Genomic DNA, 18069 nt, shown 5'->3' with positions numbered 1-18069 from the left:
ATAAAAGTAAGAAAAGCTTTTTTTGTTATTTAATGAAATCGATAAAACCAGTTATGGCAACATAAAGCATATAGCAATTAAAAATAAAAGTTGCGCCTAATGCAATGTTCATCCAAAGACCAATTTTATGATCTTTCATTATCTCCTTTTTGTTTAAAAGAATAATTAAAAACAAAGTAATTAAAGGCATTACAAAAGGACTAAGTGCTTGAGAAGCTATTAAAATCCACACTGGTTTTCCTCCTAAAAAAGGAACAATTAAACCAGATAAAGCAACTAAAACAACTATTGCTTTATATAGAGGCTTTGTCATGTTACGAGATGTATTTGTATAATCTGCAATTAACCAAGGAAACAATAATAAGTTCGGGAAAATTGAAGATAATCCTGCACCAATAATACCTAAAGTAAATAAAGTAAGTGCAAAATCTCCTGCCCAAGGACCTAAAGCAGCCATTAAATCGGTTGCATCATTAACAGGTGTTCCTTTAAAATAAAGTGTACCAGTTGCACTAATCATAATTGCAAGACTTATTAAAAAAGTCATTACCATTGCAGACATTGCATCTTTATTTTCTTTTTTTAAGTCTTTTAAACCCCAATTTTCTTCTTGCACCAAAATACTACGAGAAGCCAAACAAACTCCTGCCATGGTTGTACCAACAATTCCTGCAATGATTAATCCATTATTATCACCAGTAGGTAGAGTCGGAAAAAAATCGATAATAGATTTACCAGATTCTTTTAAAACCATAAAGCTTGTAAAAATAAATGCTAATGCCATAAAACCAACCATAATACTCATGGCTTTTATAAAGTTTTCATGTTTACCTGTCCAAAAAAGACCAATTAAAAGAGCTATAAAAAAAGTAGCAATTGCAGGTTTATTTAAAAAAGAGATAGAAGTTTTTACAGAAATCCATTCCATACTAACTTCTGCTACAACACCCATAACACCAATAACAGACGAAATAATAGAAACGGCGAGTGCGGTTATTATAAACAGCGTAATAGGTTTACCAAATGTTGTTTTAAAAGTATACATAAGTGTATTACCAGACAAAATGGTAAGTTTACTAATAGAAATTAGTAAAAAATAGGTAAAGAAACACGAAAGTAAAAGTGCCCAAGAAAGACTTAAGCCAAATTTAGCACCAGAAACTACCATAGAAGTTACACTACCTGTACCTACTACGTAACCTATAATAAAAAATGCAGGTCCGAAGTCTTTAATTTTTTGTTTTGTTTTTTCTAAAAAAGAAATGCTACTTGTAGCCATAGTTAATTGTTGTTTATAAGGAATTGAATGTTGTTTGTAAAAGAAGAGAATCATACTGCTAAATAGATTTTTCTTCTCTGTATTTGTAAATATAAAACTGATATTTTACATCAAAAAAGTGATTAAATATCAGTAGTTAGCTAAAGTAGTTTTTTAATGGTTAATTATCAATACAAATTATTGGTTTAACAAAAAAGGAATAAAAATTTATTTGATTGTAATTTTAATTTGAAGAAAAGTATTTATCTATAAAATTCTGATAACTAAATTTAAAGATAATTAGCTTTATAGAAATAAAAAAGAGAGCAGTTTTGCTCTCTTTTTTATGAAAATCAGACGAAATAAACTTGCAATCATCTTAGTTTAAGTTCAAAATTGAACCATTATTCCTATAGATTGTTTGTTAACAATTGGTTTTTATTTTTTTGTATTCGGTTTAATTTCAAAGTTACTGTTTAGATGATATTTCCAATCATCGGTAAATTCCAGGTAGTATTTTCCGTCAGTCGTTGTCAAAATCAATCCCTCAACACTTGCGATATAAAACTCATTCCAATTTTGTATAAAATCTACTGTCTTTATTTTTACGATTGGGTCATTCCAATCCAGCCAAGTATAGAGAAATTCAAATTTTGATAATTCGCTATTCGCTAGCCAATTCATTATTTCTGATTCGTTGTTTTCGTAGTCAAAAAAGAATTGATAATAATTTTCCGTTTTATTCCAGTCGATAGTAGAGTGATTAATTTCCCAGTTTTCTCCTTTATTACTAATTCCTAATTCGGTTAAGAACTTGCTAAATCCACCATCTTTTCCATTGATTTCTATTGACTCAATAAAAGTCAGATATTTGTGTAAAAAATGATTTTTATTAGTTAAAATTCCCATTGCGTTCTTAACTTGTTGATAACGTTAAGTATAAGAAATCGTAGGGCAGTTAAAAAGCACTATCGTTTCGGTTTATTACTTAGCTAAATATAAATATTTTGCTTTTACCTTTTTTCTACTATAAACGCCAAATTTTATATTTAGCGGACTTCGTAAATATTCACAGAACTTTCGGTTTAGCACAAACGCCCTATGTTTTTTATACAGTGTTAGCCACAGTTATTTAAATATGGAGTATCCAATTCCTATTCCTAACCAAGGTTGATATTTAAATACCCAATTTTGACCAATTGAAGATACTGGTAAATCCATTCCTAATAGAACGCTCAATCCAAGTTTTCCGTAACCATATTGGTATCCAACTCCAGAACTAATACTTAAAATATTATCTCCATCATTAATTCCGTCTGTATTTTTCTTTTTAAGTTCTAATTTATTAAGACCTAAAAAGCCATAAAAATTTTGAGTATTTGTCAATTTCGGATCTCTTCCTTTCTTATAAGAATACTTCTCCCAACTTTTTCCATATGTGACAGCAACATTAACATCAGTTTCTATGTTATTTGTAAAACTTGCTAAACTGTCTGATTGACTTGTAAGATAGACTTTTAAGGGAATTGTAATAGCACTTATCTTCCAAGACTTTCTAGTGATTTTAACTCCTTCAGTTACGTCAATATATAATCTTCTTTTTTTAGTTCCGTTGTATTTTTTGAAATCGTCAGCAACTCCTTCTCTAGGTGTAATTATAAGTTTATTTTCTTTCTGTTCTAAATCAACAAAAATTGAAGAATAATTGAATTTAGAATTAATTTTTTTAAATGAAAAAGCTTTATCGATGTCTGTATACTCCTTTGATTTTTTAGTAGCATTTTTTCCGTCAAACGTATATAAAATCTCCTCTTTATCTTGTTCTTCTTCTAATATAATAGGAACCTTGTTATTTTTAGAAGTTCCGTCAGTTTTTAAATAAATCCTGTAATTACCTTTTATTTCTTCTTGTGCAAATGCCTTAATACAAGAAAAAATTATAAGAGTTATTAGTATTTTAGTTTTCATATCTATTTTGTATTGGTTAGTTATAAATAGCAAAGTACTGTAGTTTATGTTAAATTAAAATACCCATTATTAGGTATTTTTCTAATTGTGGCTAACGTTCTCATGATATGACGTCGTTTTAATGACTTATATCATTAGTTATCAAACTTATATTTTATTTTAAGGATAAGCAATACCTATAAATAGGTATTTTTATTTGTTGCAATCTCTGAGGTCTAAGCAAAAAAAATCTCAAGCTTAAACTTGAGATTTTTATATTATTTTAAATAAAGGTTATTTGATTTTGTCAAATTCTTCAATAAGTTCTTCAGCAATAATTTTTATGGCTTTTTGGTTTGGGTGGCTATTTCTAAAAGATTCTGCGTATTTAGAGTCGTTAATAATATCTACAGATTGAATTAAATGATAATCAGATTGTTTATTAAATTCTTTAAACATTTGGTATTGTTCCCAGTTTTTAGGGTTTCCGCCTGCTGTAAAAGGTGTGTTTACAAAAATGAATACATTTTCTGCTTTAATGGAATTAAAGTAATCTTTTAAATACTCTTTATCGTTTAAATTATCTTTAGGAAAGTTGTAAGCTGTTGTACCAGGATAAAATCGTCCTGTAAATGTTAATGCTAAATATTGTATACTTTCTTTAAAAAATAATGCAGAAGCAGAATTTGTAATAATATTTTTTACATCAATCTTGTTGGTTTTATTACTCTTTTCTGAGGTATTATTTATCGGTTTTTGTGTTATTGGCGGTAAGTTTTGAGTGCGAGAAATAATATCACTAATATTATAGAAGTAAATAATAAATTTAGGATTTAATTTGCTAATAGAATCTAAAATAATTTTATGATCTATTAATTCTGAAGAAGATTTTGTTAAATCAACAAAATTATATCCTCTATATTTAAAATAGTTTCTAAACAATATAGGATAACTTTCTTTGGCATAACCAGTACTTGCATAACTATCGCCAAGGAAATAAACAGTTTCTTTTATATCATTATCAATTGACGAGGTGCTTGCAGAAAAAGTATTATTAGTAACTCTAAGTATATTATCTTTTGATGAAAGATGAGCAATCAATTCAAAAGAAAGAATAAAAGAAAAGAGTATTAATAAAGTATTTAATATAATTTTTTTCATCGCTTTTAGAATTGAAAATAAATAAATTCTGATTTGGTACTAGAAAAAGCAGCAGCAATAAATGCGCCTATCATTAAAGGATATAATAATTTATTATATTTTGGAAATTGTATTAAAATATCAACAATTACACCAATTAATAAGATCCAAAGAAACCCAAGGTAATTATCGAAAGTAAAATTTATTTTCTGAATATATTTAAAAGCGTCTCCGATTGTATCTGACCTGAAGAAAATCCAAGCAAAGGAAATCAAGACATAAGTTGATAAAACTCCAAAAAGTTGTCTTAGTTTGTCTAAATTAAATGTATCGAATTTAAAAGGGCCTAAATATTTTCTGTTGTTATCGGATAAAAATATAGGTATAAATAATAGCGAATGCAATAATCCCCAAACTATAAATGTCCAATTTGCTCCATGCCAAAAACCAGAAACTAAAAAGATGATTGAAATGTTTAATAAAGATCTATATTTTCCTTTTCTAGACCCACCTAAAGGGATGTATAAATAATCTCTAAACCAAGTGTTTAAAGAAATGTGCCAACGCCTCCAAAACTCTCCGATATTTCTAGAAAAATAAGGGAAATTGAAGTTTTCCATTAAGTTGAAACCAAAAAGCATTGCTGTTCCTCGGGCAATTTTAGAATATCCACCAAAATCGCCATAAATCTGAAATGAGAAGAATAAAGCACCGAGTATTAATGTTCCTCCTGATACATTTTCGTAATTATTAAAAATATCATTTACAGTAGGAGCAAGTGTATCTGCAATAAATATTTTAAGAAAAAATCCATAAATTATTAACCGAATTCCGTCTACAAATTCTGTTTTATCAAATTTTCTTTTGTTTAAAATCTGCGGAAGAAGATTGGTTGCTCTTTCAATAGGACCCGCAACTAATTGAGGGAAAAAGCTAACAAATGCAGCAAACGCAATAAAATCTTTAGTAGGTTCTAGTTTTCTTTTGTAAACATCAATAGAATAACTTAATGTTTGAAATGTATAAAAACTAATACCAACAGGTAAAATAATGTTTAAAGAACTGGCTTTTATATTCATTCCTAAAAATGTAAAAGCAGCAGTAAAATTGTCTATAAAGAAATTATAATATTTAAAAAAGCCTAAAAAACCAAGGTTTACAATAATACTAATCCATAATAATATTTTTCTTTTAGATTCTTTTTTTTGATTTAAAAGACCTCTACCTATGGAATAATCGACTAACGTACTAAAAAGAATTAGCGATAAAAATTTCCAATCCCACCAGCCATAAAAAAGATAACTAGCAACTACAATTAGAAAGTTCTGCAGTTTTAGATTTTTATTAGTTACAAACCAATAAAGAATAAAAACCACAGGCAAGAAAATTGCAAAGTCAATGGAGTTAAAAAGCATTATTTTTTGCGTAAAAATAAGAAAATTAACTTTTTAAGAAAGCTGTTTTTATAAACTTAGTTAATTATCGTTGATAATAAATACAAAACCCCAAGTTTAAAGCTTGGGATTTATTTTTTTAATCAAATTACTGAAAGAGAATTAACTTAACCTAATTATTTATTTATCAGCTTCTTCTAAAGTTATTTTACGTTCTACTGAGTTAAAAGGTCCTGGTATAAGATTACCTTCAGCATCAACCAATTTTAATTTTATAGTAACTTCTCCCATTTCTAAACCATTAATAACATGAGGAATCCATTCTGTCATGGTAAATTCTTCATCATTAATAATAGCTATAACTTTATTTCCAGTTTCCGATAATTCGGTATTTAAAACAAAGAAATCTAAAAGGATACTTTCTGTATCTTTACCTGCATATGTACCTTTTGGTCTACTATATATTAATGTGGGTGCATCGATATCAATACCTAAACTATCCGTAGCAGTTTTTCCAACAACTAATTTTCTAACAACCATAGAATTATCATTTTTAACAGACTCATGATAAGATCGACTTAAAAAAGCTACTAAATGATGAGTACCAATTGGTATTTCCTTTTTTATGTTTGATTCATAATGAGCAGAATAAGGTTGATTGTCTAATATAAAATGGATGTGTTGTCCTTTATTAGAATTAGCTAGCTTTTCTGTGTTAGGACTATTTGTTTGATCACCAAGTGTGTAGTTTTCTAGTTGAAAATTAAAACTAAAATCATCACCTTCATTAAAATTAATAGTTTTTGGTGTGTCTAGGTTCAATTTAGCATCCGAATAAGATGGAGAATCTGTTAGTGGTATTAAAGAAATTTTCGGTTTTTTGCTAATAGAATCAGTTTGAGTGTTGATTTCTTTTGGTGTTTCTTTTTTACTTTTTTTACAACTTATTAGAAATGTTACAGACAAAATAAGTGCGATAAATTTTAAAAATTTCATAATTATTATGTTTTTTTGATTTCCGATAAGTTAAGAAATGTAATAAGAGTATGCACGTGTATAAGATATACTTAACTTATAGTGGTAATAAGATATGTTTATAAAAATGAAAAAATCCCAAGTATAAAGCTTGGGATTTTAAATATTTTAGAGAGTTATTTTTTTAAAATTTTAAAGTTACACCAACTAAAAAGTTTGTAGTTGCTTGTGGGTAGTAACCAGCATAATCTAAAGTAGTAGTTTCACCAGCTACAGACCAAGTATCATCATAAGTACCATAGTAACCTCTGTCTACATATTCTGTATTAAAAATGTTATTTACTAGAGCAGAAAATACAATCGATTTAAAAATTTTGTTAGGTGTTATTTGATAAACAATATTTAAATCAGAAGTAAAAAAGCTATCTAAAACATCATTTTCAGAAACTTTGCTACCTAAATTGCTCATAAATTGCTTGCCAACAAATTTAGATAACAAAGAAAATTGCAGGTTTTCTATTGGTTTAAAAATAAACATGTTTCCTGCAATAATATCCGGAGAAAAAGATAAATCTGTATTTCCTAAATTCTGTAATGTTCCATCTACTTGAGAATAGAAATCTCTGTTTTTATTAGAACTAAAAGCAGCATTGGGTTTTATAGAAAATTGATCAGAAATAGTAATATCTGCATCAATTTCTAAACCTAAACGGTAACTATCTCCAGAAGTAGCTCTAACTGGTGCACCAACATCATCTAAAGCCCCAGTTAATACCAACTGATTTTTATAATTCATATAATAAACATTGGTGTTTAGTTTAAAGTTTTGAGATTTTAAACGCCAACCAAATTCAAAATCATTTAAAGTTTCGTGTGTTGTTACTCCGCCTTCAAAATCATTTCTATTAGGTTCTCTATTTGCAACAGCAAAAGAAGTGTATAAATTATTATCATCATTAATTTTATAGGTTAAACCTACTTTTGGATTAAAGAAATTAAACTGAGCATCAACATCAATATCTATAATATCAGAGGTAATTCCTTGAGTTTGATAATTTACAAATCTACCTTGTACATCTGCATAACCAGATAAATTTTCGCTAATATCAAAAGTAGCTTTTGTAAAGATTGAAAAGTCTGTTTTTTTAGCATCAGAAAAATAATAACGATCTCTTATACTTACGTTATCTGCCAAATCAGAACCCCAAATAACTTCACCAAAATGATCTCCTGTATAATTAGAATATGAGATACCAGAAATTAAATTCAGTTTATCCGTTTTGTAATTGGTGTTAAAATTTACTACATAAAAATCGTTTTCTAACCAACGTCTTACAATAACATCAGAACCATCAACAATTAAATTATTAAAATCTGTTGCATCTTCTTCTGCTTTATATTGTTCAAAAAAACCAGATCCTTTTGTGTAGTTTAAGCCTAAATTTGTAGACCAATTATTGTTTAACTTTTGATTCCAATGTAATTGATAATGGTTTTGTTCATAATCATCAACTTCGTTATCATAAGTATACGGATTTTGTCTTCTGTCTTCTCCCAATTCATCAGCGGTTAAACCGTACCAAGCTTGATATGTTTTTTCTTTTCCGCCAAAAGTAACCGCTTTTATTAAAGTATTTTCATCCGTATAACTTCCTTGTAAATAGTATGATTTTATATCAGAGCTTGCTCTATCAACATAACCATCCGAAGAAATTTTTGACAAACGACCCGCAATTTCTATATGATCATTAATTTTACCTGTAGTAAATTTTACTGTATGTTTTCTAGTGTTATAAGAACCAAAAGAGTTCGAAATTTCTCCACCAGCTTCTTCGGCAACAGCGTCTGTTAAAATATTTAAACTTGCACCAAAAGCACCAGAACCGTTTGTAGAAGTACCAACACCACGTTGCAATTGTAAATTTTCTGTAGACGAAGCAAAATCACCTAAATTTACCCAAAAAGAACCATGACTTTCTGCATCGTTATACGGAATTCCGTTTACAGTAACGTTAATTCGTTCTCCATTAGAACCACGCACGCTCATGTACGTGTAACCAACGCCAGCACCAGCATCTGATGACGAAACAACAGAAGGCATGTAGTTTAGTAAAATAGGAATATCTTGACCTAAATTACGTTTAGCAATTTCTTTTTTGGATAAATTAGAAAATGTAACAGGTACATCTGTATTTACTCTCACTGCAGAAACCAAAACTTCTTCTAAAACTGTTGAATTTGGGAAAAGAGTAAACTCAATTTCATCATTTTTAGTTAATAAAATTTCTTTTAAAATAGTTTTATAACCGATAAAGGATATCTGAATTGTGTATTCTCCTTTTAAAAGATCTATCTTAAAATTTCCATCAAAATCGGTAGAAGTTCCTTTGTTATTTTCTTTTACCAAAATAGTTGCTCCTGGTAAAGATTCATTGTTTTTATCTACCACTTTTCCTTTAAGTGTAAATGTTTGGGCGTTTGCAAGTAAGCTTACAAACAAGAATAAAAAAAATGATATTTTTTTCATTTTAAAAAATTTAAAACGAATAAAAAGAGGTAATTATTCTTGTGATTAATATTGAATAATTAATTGTCTTTTCAGAAAAAAAAAGCAAAATAATCCTTTTAAGGTTATTCTATTTTCTCTTGAATTGACTTTTATAAGTCCCTAAACAGCATTACCTGTTCTAGGTTCATTGGGTATGATCTCAGCCTTTTAAAGCACCCCTTTATGAGAACGCTGCAAAATTAAGTGCTAAAAATGTATTATGAAATAGAAATGTGATTTATTTTCAAGTAACATAATTTAGTTTCTATTTAGCATATGGTGTATTAACTACTTCAATAAAGCACATTTATAGTATGGAGATTCAATAAATTTGAAATTCATTTAAAAAAGTGTTCTTTTTTTATTGTCTTCAATAAAGTACATTTTTCTTAATAAATATTAATTAATGAAAACATTACAGAAAGTAGTATTAATAATTTGTTTAATACTAAGCTTATCAGCTAGATCTCAAGAAAAAGAAAGTGGATTAGAAAATTTTGTAGAATACTTTACATTTTATCCTAATAAAAATAATGTAGCACAAGATTCTACATTGTATTTATCTAAGATTATAACTGCACCTATTTTAAGTTACTCTCCTGAAACTAGTTTAGGTTTTGGTGTTGGAGCAAAATATTTATTTAAATTTAAAGGTAGTGGAGAAGAAACAAGAACTTCTAATATGCCAGTTTCCTTATTGTATACATTAAATAGCCAATTTTTTATTTACTCTGGTTTCGAGATTTTTACAAATCAAGAAAAATGGGTGATTTCTGGAAATATTATTTTTCAGAATTATCCGAGGTTATATTATGGTATTGGGCAAAATACTCCAGAAACAAATGAAGAAATTTATGATACCAATCAATTTCTATTTGAACCAATTCTATTAAAACAAGCATTTACCCGTTATTTATTTTTAGGAGGTGGAGTACGTTACAATAAAATATATAATACTAAAGTAGAATTGAACAAGTTGCTAGACGTTAATAGACCTTCTGGTTATAACGGATCTACTTCTGTAGGTTTTGAACTGGCTGCTTTGTATGATAGTCGAGATAATATTTTAAATGCTTCTAAAGGCTGGTATTTAGAACTTACAAAAGGTTTTTATGGAACTGCGTTAGATGGCACAAATCAATTTAAATTAACGAGGTTTGATTTACGTCATTATTTAAAAATATCTCAGAAAAATGATGATGTTTTAGCATTTCAAGCCATTGGTCATTTTGCAAATGGTGATACTCCTTTGTCTGAATTGGCTCTTTTTGGAAACGAAGAAATTATGAGAGGTTATATCGAGGGTAGATATATAGAAGAGAATCTGTTAGCTGCACAAGTAGAATATAGAAAGACGTTTAAAGATAGTCGAATTGGAATGGTTGCTTTTTTAGGAGCGGGAGATGTATTTAACAAGTCTAAGGATATAAGCTTAAACGATATAAAGATAAATTATGGTTTAGGACTACGTTTTATGCTTGATAAGAAAGAAAAATTAAATATTAGATTTGATTTTGGTTCGGGTAATAAGTCCGATGGAAACTTTTATGTGAATATAGCTGAAGCTTTTTAAATTTGATATATTAATCCAATCCTGGTTTTTTTCGTAATTTCTTTTTAAGAGAAATTTGTTTATTTTTCTCAATATTTTTTAAAATTGAAGATCTACTTGGTTTAGTTGATCTTCTTTTTTTTTGTTTCACTAAATTGTTTTTTAGTAATTCTAAAAAACGTTTAATAGACAGTTCTTTATTTCTGTGTTGAGAACGAGATTCATCACAGAAAAGAATCAATAAATTATTTTTTGTTAATTTAGAAGCAAGTTTTAGTTTTAGTAATTGTTTTTCTTCATCAGATAAAGAAAAAGAGTTTTCTAAATCGAAAGTCAATTCAATTTTAGAAGAGGTTTTGTTTACATGTTGTCCGCCAGCACCAGAGCTTCTAATGGCTTTAAAATTTAATTCTTTTATAATTTCGGAAATATTCATGTTGATTTTTTAAACTTTGTTTAATAAGATAAAGAATTTGAAAAAGAATGTAAATTATTTTTATTAGTAATTATTTTATTAATTGCATCTGTAGCTTTTTTTAAACGAGTTTCTCTGTCTCCTTTTAGCAAAATATAAGGTCGGTTATTATTTTTTAAAGCTTTTTTAAAGGCATTAAACATTTCTAAACGTTGTTCTGGTTTATCTCGTAAATCATCTTCTTCCCAAGGTGTATCAATATACGTTAATAGGTACAAATCGTATTGATTCTCGCTAGCAGCTTCATTTAATTTTTCATCTACAAAACCTCCATAAAATTCTTGAGAATATACTTTGGTTTCTAATAAATCGGTATCGCAAATTAAAATTTTATCTGCTCGTTTAGATAATTTGTTTTCTAATTTCATTTGCCCAATTGCAATTGGAATTAAATCTTCTGCTTCACAGGTTTTTCGTTCGTTATTCCATTTTTTCTGTAAATATTCTCGAGCAAACTCTGGTACCCAAACAGTGTTATAATAGCGTGCAGGTTGTCTAGAGAGTGTTGTTTTACCAGAAGATTCAGGGCCAAATAAAACAACTTTCACGAGGTTTATTGGGTCTTGTTTAAGTTTCTTTTCCATGCTAAATAACCAGATACTGCTATAAATGTAAATATTAAATATTGAATACTAGTAAAAGTAAAACCTTTGTAGAAGTATAAAGGTGTAGAAATTATATCGCCAATAATCCAATAAATCCAATTTTCTATTTTTCGTTTTGCCATTAACCACATTCCAACAAAGAAAATTGCTGTTGTAAGAGTATCTACATAAGCAGTCCAATTTGTCCACTTATCAAAATAAGTATAAACACCATAAACAAATATTAGGGTTGCAATAAAAATAAGAATACTTAGTTTTTTTTCTTTTAAAGTTGTTCTAGAAATTGGAGTTTCATTTTCTCCATCGCTTTTATACGTCCAAACATACCAACCATAAACACTCATAATAAAATAGTAGGCATTAATCATCATATCGCCTAAAAGTTCCCATTTTAAAAGTAAATACACAAAAATTAAGGTACTTACCATTCCTGTAGGGAAAACCCAAACTTTATTTTTTTTAGAATACCAAACGGATAAAAACCCAAAAATTATTGCAATTGCCTCTAAAATAATATCTATTGTTTCGTAGGTTTTATAATGTCCAAAAAGGGAATCAAAAATATCTGTCATAGAATCTTATTTTTTTAAATCTAAAAAGAAGGAATCATCATTTTCAAAAGCAGTTCCAATTACCACTATGTCTGCACCAGAATTAAAGGCATTTTCTAATTGTTTTTTAGAACGAATTCCACCACCAATAATTAAAGGAATATTTAAAGAACCAGATACTTCTTTAATAATTTTTTGGTTTACAGCTTCTATAGCTCCAGAACCAGCTTCTATGTAGATAAGATTTTTACCAGAAAATTGTCCTGCTAGAGCAGTGTTTAGAATCAGTTCTAAATTATCTTGTTGTATTGGTTTTGTATTGCTTACTCTTTGTGTTGCTGTTTCTTTTTTTCCATCAACTAAAATATAACCAGTTGGTAATATTTCTAAATTGGAATTTTTTAAAAAAGGAACTGATTTTATTTGTTGTTCAATTAAATATTCTGGATTTCTACCCGATAGTAAACTTAAAAATAGAATTCCGTCTGCTTTTTCTGAAATCTGAGAAACATCCCCAGGAAATAAAACTATGGGTAAATGTGTGATTTTTTTAATTTCTGAAACTACATTTTCTGTTTGGTTATCTACATCTGTGCTTCCGCCAATAAAAATATGTGTTGCAATAGATTGGTGAACTTTTTCAAAGAAAATAGCAATATTTTCTAAATCTATTTTTTCTGGATCTATAAGAACAGCCAATAACTTTTTGCCTTCTTTTTTTGCTAATAAAATGTTCTGGTAAATATTCACAATTGCGAAAATAAGAAGTTCTCTATACATTTTTCTTTATTCTTTAGAAAAACACTCGATATAACAATACCTTGCAACTTTGTAACTTATTTAGTAAGCAAACACACAAGTAAAATCTTCAAATTCAAAAAACTGAATATTATAGGATGATGTTTGATTATTATATCTAATTTCTCCAGTTGTTTTTTTATCAGAAAATTTAAAATCTTCTATGTAAATATTTTCTAAAAAGCGTAATTTTTTCTTTCCGTAAATTTTATACAAACTTTCTTTTCCTCCCCAAACAATAGTTAGTTTACTAATTAAAGCATCATGATTTGCTATGGTTTTATATTCTTCTACTGGGGTAAATTTATGTGCTATTTTTAAAATTTTATCACGTTGCATTTCTATATCTATACCAACCTGTAAATCATCAGAAATTATTAAACCAGAAAAAGTAAAAGAATGTGTAATAGAAATGTGTTTGCCATCTTTTAAATGTGGTTTTCCAAATTCATCATACACCAAGTCATTATCAGAATAACCAACTTCTTTTAATAAATGACGCACACTTAAAAAACCTCTTTGATGTAAATCAGATTTCATTCCGTTTAAACGCTCTTGATTCTTAGTTGCTAGTAAAACGTTCTTATTTAATTCGTTAAAGGATTCTGTAATTTTCCAGATTAGAACTTTGGTACTTTTATTAACCGTTAAACTTTTATAAAGAGGCATACTTTTTTAAAATCTATGTTGTAACTTTGCAATCGCAAAAATTAGAATATAAATATACATAATATGAGCACAACAACAGCTTACGTACCGTTTAAAGTTAGAGATATTTCTTTAGCAGACTGGGGAAGAAAAGAAATTACATTAGCAGAAGCAGAAATGCCAGGTTTAATGTCGTTAAGAGAAGAGTACAAGAATGAGCAACCTTTAAAAGGAGCTAGAATTGCTGGATGTTTACATATGACGATTCAAACTGCAGTTTTAATTGAAACTTTACAAGCTTTAGGTGCTGAGGTAACTTGGAGTTCTTGTAATATATTTTCTACACAAGACCAAGCTGCTGCTGCAATTGCTGCTGCCGGAACAGCTGTTTATGCTTGGAAAGGATTGTCTGAAGAAGAATTTGATTGGTGTATTGAGCAAACCTTATTCTTTGGAGAAGATAAAAAACCATTAAACTTAATTTTAGATGATGGTGGAGATTTAACAAACATGGTTTTAGATAAATATCCAGAATTAGCTGCAGGAATCAACGGTTTATCAGAAGAAACTACAACAGGAGTACATAGGTTATATGAGCGTGTTAAAAATGCAACATTACCAATGCCTGCAATTAACGTAAACGATTCTGTTACAAAATCTAAATTCGATAACAAATATGGTTGTAAAGAATCTGCAGTAGATGCAATTCGTAGAGCAACAGATATTATGTTAGCAGGTAAAAGAGTAACTGTTTGTGGTTACGGAGATGTTGGTAAAGGTACAGCAGCGTCATTTAAAGGAGCAGGTTCTATTGTAACGGTTACTGAGATTGACCCAATTTGTGCTTTACAAGCCGCAATGGATGGTTTTGAAGTGAAGAAATTAGAAACTGTTGTTGGTAATTCTGATATTATTATTACAACAACGGGTAATAAAGATATTATTCAAGGGCGTCATTTCGAAGCAATGAAAGACAAAGTTATCGTGTGTAACATTGGGCATTTTGATAATGAAATTGACATGGCGTGGTTAAACGGAAATCATGGAGATACAAAAGATACTATTAAGCCACAAGTTGATAAATACAACATTGATGGTAAAGATATTATTGTATTAGCAGAAGGACGTTTAGTAAACTTAGGTTGTGCAACAGGTCACCCAAGTTTTGTAATGAGTAACTCATTTACAAACCAAACTTTGGCACAAATAGAACTTTGGAATAACAAAGAAGCTTACGGAAACGATGTGTATATGCTACCAAAACATTTAGATGAAAAAGTAGCAAAATTACACTTAGCAAAAATAGGAGTGGAGCTTACAGAATTACGCTCTGATCAAGCAGAATATATTGGTGTAACTGTAGAAGGTCCTTTTAAACCAGAACACTACAGATACTAAAAAAAGTTGTTTCCTTTAGTGTAATCTAAAGGTTATTTCAGAATTTATAAAACAGAAAACTCTTTCATTAATTTGAAAGAGTTTTTTTATTTGGGCGTTTTAACAGGCTTTACACTATATCTTTTTTGAGAAAAACAAAAAAGGATGTCGTTTCAATCCTTAACGCAAAATCATTGATTCATAAAAAACCTCTTAAGGAAATAAGAGGCTTTTTTAATTTTAAAATTGTTTTGTTAAATTTATTTATCCGCAGAAAACTGAACCGTATTTTTTGTAAGATTACTATTCGTTTTATTACTTTCTTTCGGAACAATATTTTTCTTTATTTTGATAAAAGCAGGATATAAAATTCCTACAAAGAATAAAATTCCACACAATATCAAAATATTATTTGTTTCTGTAAAAGTATTACCGGCTGTTAATATTCCTAAAATTAATAAAACAGAAATAGGTAACGAAAGCGCTAAAATTGATAAGGCGAAATTAGTGTCAAACGTTTTTTCTACAGTTGCTTCTTTTTTCTCTTTTAAATGGATTGCAGAAATATGTGCAAAAGGCCAAAAGCTAGCGGAACTTAATCCAAAGGCAATCATTACTAAAATATCTTTTTTGATTGATACATCTGCAAAAGATATTATTGCTGCAATTAATAATAATGTAAAAGAAGCTCTTAAAAGCAATAAAGAAAACAATTGAAAAAATTGTTGTTTCTTAATCTTAACAGCTAATCCTATAAAAAGTAAAACTAATGGCGTCATTATAAAACTTAATCTACTTAACGTCATCGATAAGAAATTAGGTATTTTATCTAATGTAATGCCAAAAGAAACTAATATTAAGGCAACTATTATAAACATATTTACAGGCTCATATAACAAAGCTTTTAAAAGACCTATTAATTTTGATTTTAATGAGTTTGCTTCAAAATCTGCATTTTTGTAATGCCATTTTAATGCAACTAAATAAAGCAGAAAGAGAACAAAAAACTTGTTTCCTAAATCTGCCATTGCAGCTTTTGCTAAAGAGTCATCACCTAAAAACTCTAAAATAAAAGGGAAACAAGACAAACCAGGTGCTAAAGAGGGTATTAACAATTTAGCGCTCCTTCCTTTGCCAGAATTTCCATCAATTCCAATCAGTTTTAATAATAATGGCGTAACAGCAAATAATATTACATTAAAAGCTAAAGCTAAGATGGGAAACAGAATTAAGTTACCATCAACTTTTACTTTTAATAAAGCAATAAATATTGTAGCGGGTAAAGCAAGCGAAAGAATTATTTTTTTTAATCCATTTGTTTCATCTCCTGTAGAAATTTTCTTTTTTAAGATAATTCCTATTAAAATAAAAAGTATAAACGAAATTGATTTTTCTAATGCTCCATCCATAAACTAGACAAATATTTCAGACATGGCATTGGTAAAAGTCTTCATCTCATCCATAGTACCAATACTTACTCTACACCAGTTTTTATCCCAAAATTTAAACGATTTTACAGCTACATTTTTAGCGTAAATTTTCTTTAAAAATGCTCTTCCTTCCATAGGAATTTCAAAAATGATAAAATTTGTTTCTGAAGGTAAGTAAGAGAAATTATTTTCTTTTAAATATTTCATTGTGTATAATCTAGCGTCTGCAATTTTAGATTTACAAGAGTCTAAAAAGTCTTGATTTTCTAAACTTGTAGTTGCTGCAGCAATTGATGGTCCAGTAATTCCCATTCCACCACGAGTAATTTCGCTAATAATGTCTAAAGTTTCTTTTTTACCGATAGCATAACCAATTCTTAAACCAGCCATACCGTGTATTTTAGAAAAAGTTCTTGCAACAATTACGTTTTTACCTTCTGCAACTAAAGTGTTCATAGAATCTCTTAATCCGTTGTCAGATAATTCTAAATAAGCTTCATCTACAAAAACAGGTACTTTTTCTGAAACTCTACTACAAAAATCTCTTAATTTTTTTGCATCAGTTATAGATCCTGTTGGGTTATTAGGGTTACAAATGTATACAAGTTTTGTGTTTTCATCAACACCTGCTTCCATTGCATCTAAATCGTGTTGAGAATCATCTAATAATTTATATGATTTCCAGTTACCTCCAACAGATTTTGCCACTACAATTAAAGACATATAACTAGGGTCTGCACTAATTACATTACCACCTTCTTGAAAGAAAACCATTGCTACTTTTTCTAATAAATCAGAAGAACCAGGTCCCATTAAAATTTGATCAGTATTAATACCTTCGTTTTCAGCTATTTTTTCTTTTAATGTTCCTAAAGTTTTCCAAGCATATCTATTTCCACCAAAAACTTCCTCTTGAAAAGCTTTTGCAGATTTTGGAGGCGGACCATAAGGGTTTTCGTTAGATCTTAATATAGTTAAAGCGCTCTCTTCTTTTACAATAGGAGGCGTAAATTCATTAAAATAATTATTAGAACTATATAAAAAAGTTCTACCTTCTTTTTGAGCTGCAAGTACGTTGCTGCTCCAGATTTCATGAGGTACTAGAGCCATTGCACCTATTGTCAATGTACCTTTTTTCAACCACTCACGTCTACTAAGATTTGTTGTTTTCATTTTGAGATAAATTATAAGAATTAATTTCCACTAAATTAGAAAACTATTTGTTTTTTATAGTATGAAAAATTCAATAATACTTAGGTTTAATTATGTTTTTGATAATTAAACTAGGTAAAATTTAATTATTTTTATTGGTGTTTTGTGAAAAATAAATAATTTTTAGTGATATCGTATTTTAATTTGACTTTTATTTTT

Annotated in this window: 16 protein-coding genes and 1 riboswitch; of the genes, 2 read left to right on the top strand and 14 right to left on the bottom strand. The window is 28.6% G+C overall.

Going from position 1 to position 18069, the window contains the following annotated elements; genetic code table 11:
• Nucleotides 1-25: 25 nt before the first annotated feature.
• From ACJJVY_RS13245 to ACJJVY_RS13215, 7 genes are all read right to left on the bottom strand, one after another.
• A complete protein-coding gene (locus ACJJVY_RS13245) occupies nt 26-1333 on the bottom strand; it encodes an NRAMP family divalent metal transporter (protein WP_405609567.1) in 1308 nt (435 codons plus the stop codon).
• A gap of 363 nt (nt 1334-1696) precedes the next feature.
• The gene (locus ACJJVY_RS13240) at nt 1697-2167 is read right to left on the bottom strand and encodes a hypothetical protein (protein ID WP_405609564.1); all 471 of its coding nucleotides are present in this window, start codon (nt 2165-2167) and stop codon (nt 1697-1699) included.
• A gap of 219 nt (nt 2168-2386) precedes the next feature.
• Nucleotides 2387-3226, bottom strand: coding sequence for a hypothetical protein (locus ACJJVY_RS13235; protein ID WP_405609561.1), 840 nt, complete (start codon nt 3224-3226; stop codon nt 2387-2389).
• A gap of 273 nt (nt 3227-3499) precedes the next feature.
• Nucleotides 3500-4366, bottom strand: coding sequence for a hypothetical protein (locus ACJJVY_RS13230; RefSeq protein ID WP_405609558.1), 867 nt, complete (start codon nt 4364-4366; stop codon nt 3500-3502).
• Nucleotides 4367-4371: 5 nt separating this feature from the next.
• Complete coding sequence (locus tag ACJJVY_RS13225) at nt 4372-5760, bottom strand: MBOAT family O-acyltransferase (RefSeq protein ID WP_405609555.1); 1389 nt, start codon at nt 5758-5760, stop codon at nt 4372-4374.
• 159 nt (nt 5761-5919) lie between these two features.
• Nucleotides 5920-6735, bottom strand: coding sequence for a hypothetical protein (locus ACJJVY_RS13220; protein ID WP_405609552.1), 816 nt, complete (start codon nt 6733-6735; stop codon nt 5920-5922).
• 163 nt (nt 6736-6898) lie between these two features.
• Entirely contained in the window at nt 6899-9241 is a 2343-nt protein-coding gene (locus tag ACJJVY_RS13215) for a TonB-dependent receptor (RefSeq protein WP_405609549.1), read from the bottom strand.
• A 120-nt stretch (nt 9242-9361) separates the two neighbouring features.
• Nucleotides 9362-9453: riboswitch (TPP riboswitch) on the bottom strand.
• A 215-nt stretch (nt 9454-9668) separates the two neighbouring features.
• On the opposite strand from ACJJVY_RS13215, the gene ACJJVY_RS13210 reads away from it, so the two are divergent.
• Nucleotides 9669-10835, top strand: coding sequence for a BamA/TamA family outer membrane protein (locus ACJJVY_RS13210; RefSeq protein ID WP_405609546.1), 1167 nt, complete (start codon nt 9669-9671; stop codon nt 10833-10835).
• A 10-nt stretch (nt 10836-10845) separates the two neighbouring features.
• Here ACJJVY_RS13210 and arfB read toward each other — a convergent pair whose 3' ends face one another.
• From arfB to ACJJVY_RS13185, 5 genes are read right to left on the bottom strand one after another with little or no spacing between them, the layout of a single operon-like run.
• The gene (gene arfB, locus ACJJVY_RS13205) at nt 10846-11250 is read right to left on the bottom strand and encodes an alternative ribosome rescue aminoacyl-tRNA hydrolase ArfB (RefSeq protein ID WP_405609543.1); all 405 of its coding nucleotides are present in this window, start codon (nt 11248-11250) and stop codon (nt 10846-10848) included.
• A 20-nt stretch (nt 11251-11270) separates the two neighbouring features.
• The gene (locus tag ACJJVY_RS13200; RefSeq protein WP_405609540.1) at nt 11271-11873 is read right to left on the bottom strand and encodes an AAA family ATPase; all 603 of its coding nucleotides are present in this window, start codon (nt 11871-11873) and stop codon (nt 11271-11273) included.
• Complete coding sequence (gene pnuC, locus ACJJVY_RS13195) at nt 11843-12466, bottom strand: nicotinamide riboside transporter PnuC (RefSeq protein ID WP_405609537.1); 624 nt, start codon at nt 12464-12466, stop codon at nt 11843-11845. The genes ACJJVY_RS13200 and pnuC overlap by 31 nt, the downstream gene beginning before the upstream one ends.
• Before the next feature lie 6 nt (nt 12467-12472).
• Entirely contained in the window at nt 12473-13225 is a 753-nt protein-coding gene (locus ACJJVY_RS13190; protein WP_405609534.1) for a geranylgeranylglyceryl/heptaprenylglyceryl phosphate synthase, read from the bottom strand.
• A gap of 60 nt (nt 13226-13285) precedes the next feature.
• Nucleotides 13286-13912 (bottom strand): 4'-phosphopantetheinyl transferase family protein, encoded by a 627-nt coding sequence (locus tag ACJJVY_RS13185; protein WP_405609531.1) that lies wholly within the window; start codon nt 13910-13912, stop codon nt 13286-13288.
• A 63-nt stretch (nt 13913-13975) separates the two neighbouring features.
• Between ACJJVY_RS13185 and ahcY the strand changes: the two genes are divergently transcribed.
• The gene (ahcY, locus tag ACJJVY_RS13180; protein WP_405609528.1) at nt 13976-15289 is read left to right on the top strand and encodes an adenosylhomocysteinase; all 1314 of its coding nucleotides are present in this window, start codon (nt 13976-13978) and stop codon (nt 15287-15289) included.
• Between the two features lie 239 nt (nt 15290-15528).
• On the opposite strand, the gene ACJJVY_RS13175 is transcribed toward ahcY, so the two are convergent.
• Together ACJJVY_RS13175 and ACJJVY_RS13170 are read right to left on the bottom strand one after the other, a co-directional pair.
• Nucleotides 15529-16677 (bottom strand): permease, encoded by a 1149-nt coding sequence (locus tag ACJJVY_RS13175; protein ID WP_405609525.1) that lies wholly within the window; start codon nt 16675-16677, stop codon nt 15529-15531.
• Between the two features lie 3 nt (nt 16678-16680).
• The gene (locus tag ACJJVY_RS13170) at nt 16681-17871 is read right to left on the bottom strand and encodes a pyridoxal phosphate-dependent aminotransferase (RefSeq protein WP_405609522.1); all 1191 of its coding nucleotides are present in this window, start codon (nt 17869-17871) and stop codon (nt 16681-16683) included.
• Nucleotides 17872-18069: the final 198 nt, after the last annotated feature.

The sequence above is a fragment of the Polaribacter sp. Asnod1-A03 genome (assembly GCF_045063585.1).
Lineage (GTDB): Bacteria > Bacteroidota > Bacteroidia > Flavobacteriales > Flavobacteriaceae > Polaribacter.
Note: the sequence above shows the minus strand (reverse complement) of the source record. Positions and strands in the feature narration are given on the sequence as shown.

Excerpts from the sequence above, each read along its gene's own strand:
- ACJJVY_RS13245 (WP_405609567.1), bottom strand. The coding sequence starts at position 1,333 with ATGATTCTCTTCTTTTACAAACAACATTCAATTCCTTATAAACAACAA.
- ACJJVY_RS13240 (WP_405609564.1), bottom strand. The coding sequence starts at position 2,167 with ATGGGAATTTTAACTAATAAAAATCATTTTTTACACAAATATCTGACT.
- ACJJVY_RS13235 (WP_405609561.1), bottom strand. The coding sequence starts at position 3,226 with ATGAAAACTAAAATACTAATAACTCTTATAATTTTTTCTTGTATTAAG.
- ACJJVY_RS13230 (WP_405609558.1), bottom strand. The coding sequence starts at position 4,366 with ATGAAAAAAATTATATTAAATACTTTATTAATACTCTTTTCTTTTATT.
- ACJJVY_RS13225 (WP_405609555.1), bottom strand. The coding sequence starts at position 5,760 with ATGCTTTTTAACTCCATTGACTTTGCAATTTTCTTGCCTGTGGTTTTT.
- ACJJVY_RS13220 (WP_405609552.1), bottom strand. The coding sequence starts at position 6,735 with ATGAAATTTTTAAAATTTATCGCACTTATTTTGTCTGTAACATTTCTA.
- ACJJVY_RS13215 (WP_405609549.1), bottom strand. The coding sequence starts at position 9,241 with ATGAAAAAAATATCATTTTTTTTATTCTTGTTTGTAAGCTTACTTGCA.
- ACJJVY_RS13210 (WP_405609546.1), top strand. The coding sequence starts at position 9,669 with ATGAAAACATTACAGAAAGTAGTATTAATAATTTGTTTAATACTAAGC.
- arfB (WP_405609543.1), bottom strand. The coding sequence starts at position 11,250 with ATGAATATTTCCGAAATTATAAAAGAATTAAATTTTAAAGCCATTAGA.
- ACJJVY_RS13200 (WP_405609540.1), bottom strand. The coding sequence starts at position 11,873 with ATGGAAAAGAAACTTAAACAAGACCCAATAAACCTCGTGAAAGTTGTT.
- pnuC (WP_405609537.1), bottom strand. The coding sequence starts at position 12,466 with ATGACAGATATTTTTGATTCCCTTTTTGGACATTATAAAACCTACGAA.
- ACJJVY_RS13190 (WP_405609534.1), bottom strand. The coding sequence starts at position 13,225 with ATGTATAGAGAACTTCTTATTTTCGCAATTGTGAATATTTACCAGAAC.
- ACJJVY_RS13185 (WP_405609531.1), bottom strand. The coding sequence starts at position 13,912 with ATGCCTCTTTATAAAAGTTTAACGGTTAATAAAAGTACCAAAGTTCTA.
- ahcY (WP_405609528.1), top strand. The coding sequence starts at position 13,976 with ATGAGCACAACAACAGCTTACGTACCGTTTAAAGTTAGAGATATTTCT.
- ACJJVY_RS13175 (WP_405609525.1), bottom strand. The coding sequence starts at position 16,677 with ATGGATGGAGCATTAGAAAAATCAATTTCGTTTATACTTTTTATTTTA.
- ACJJVY_RS13170 (WP_405609522.1), bottom strand. The coding sequence starts at position 17,871 with ATGAAAACAACAAATCTTAGTAGACGTGAGTGGTTGAAAAAAGGTACA.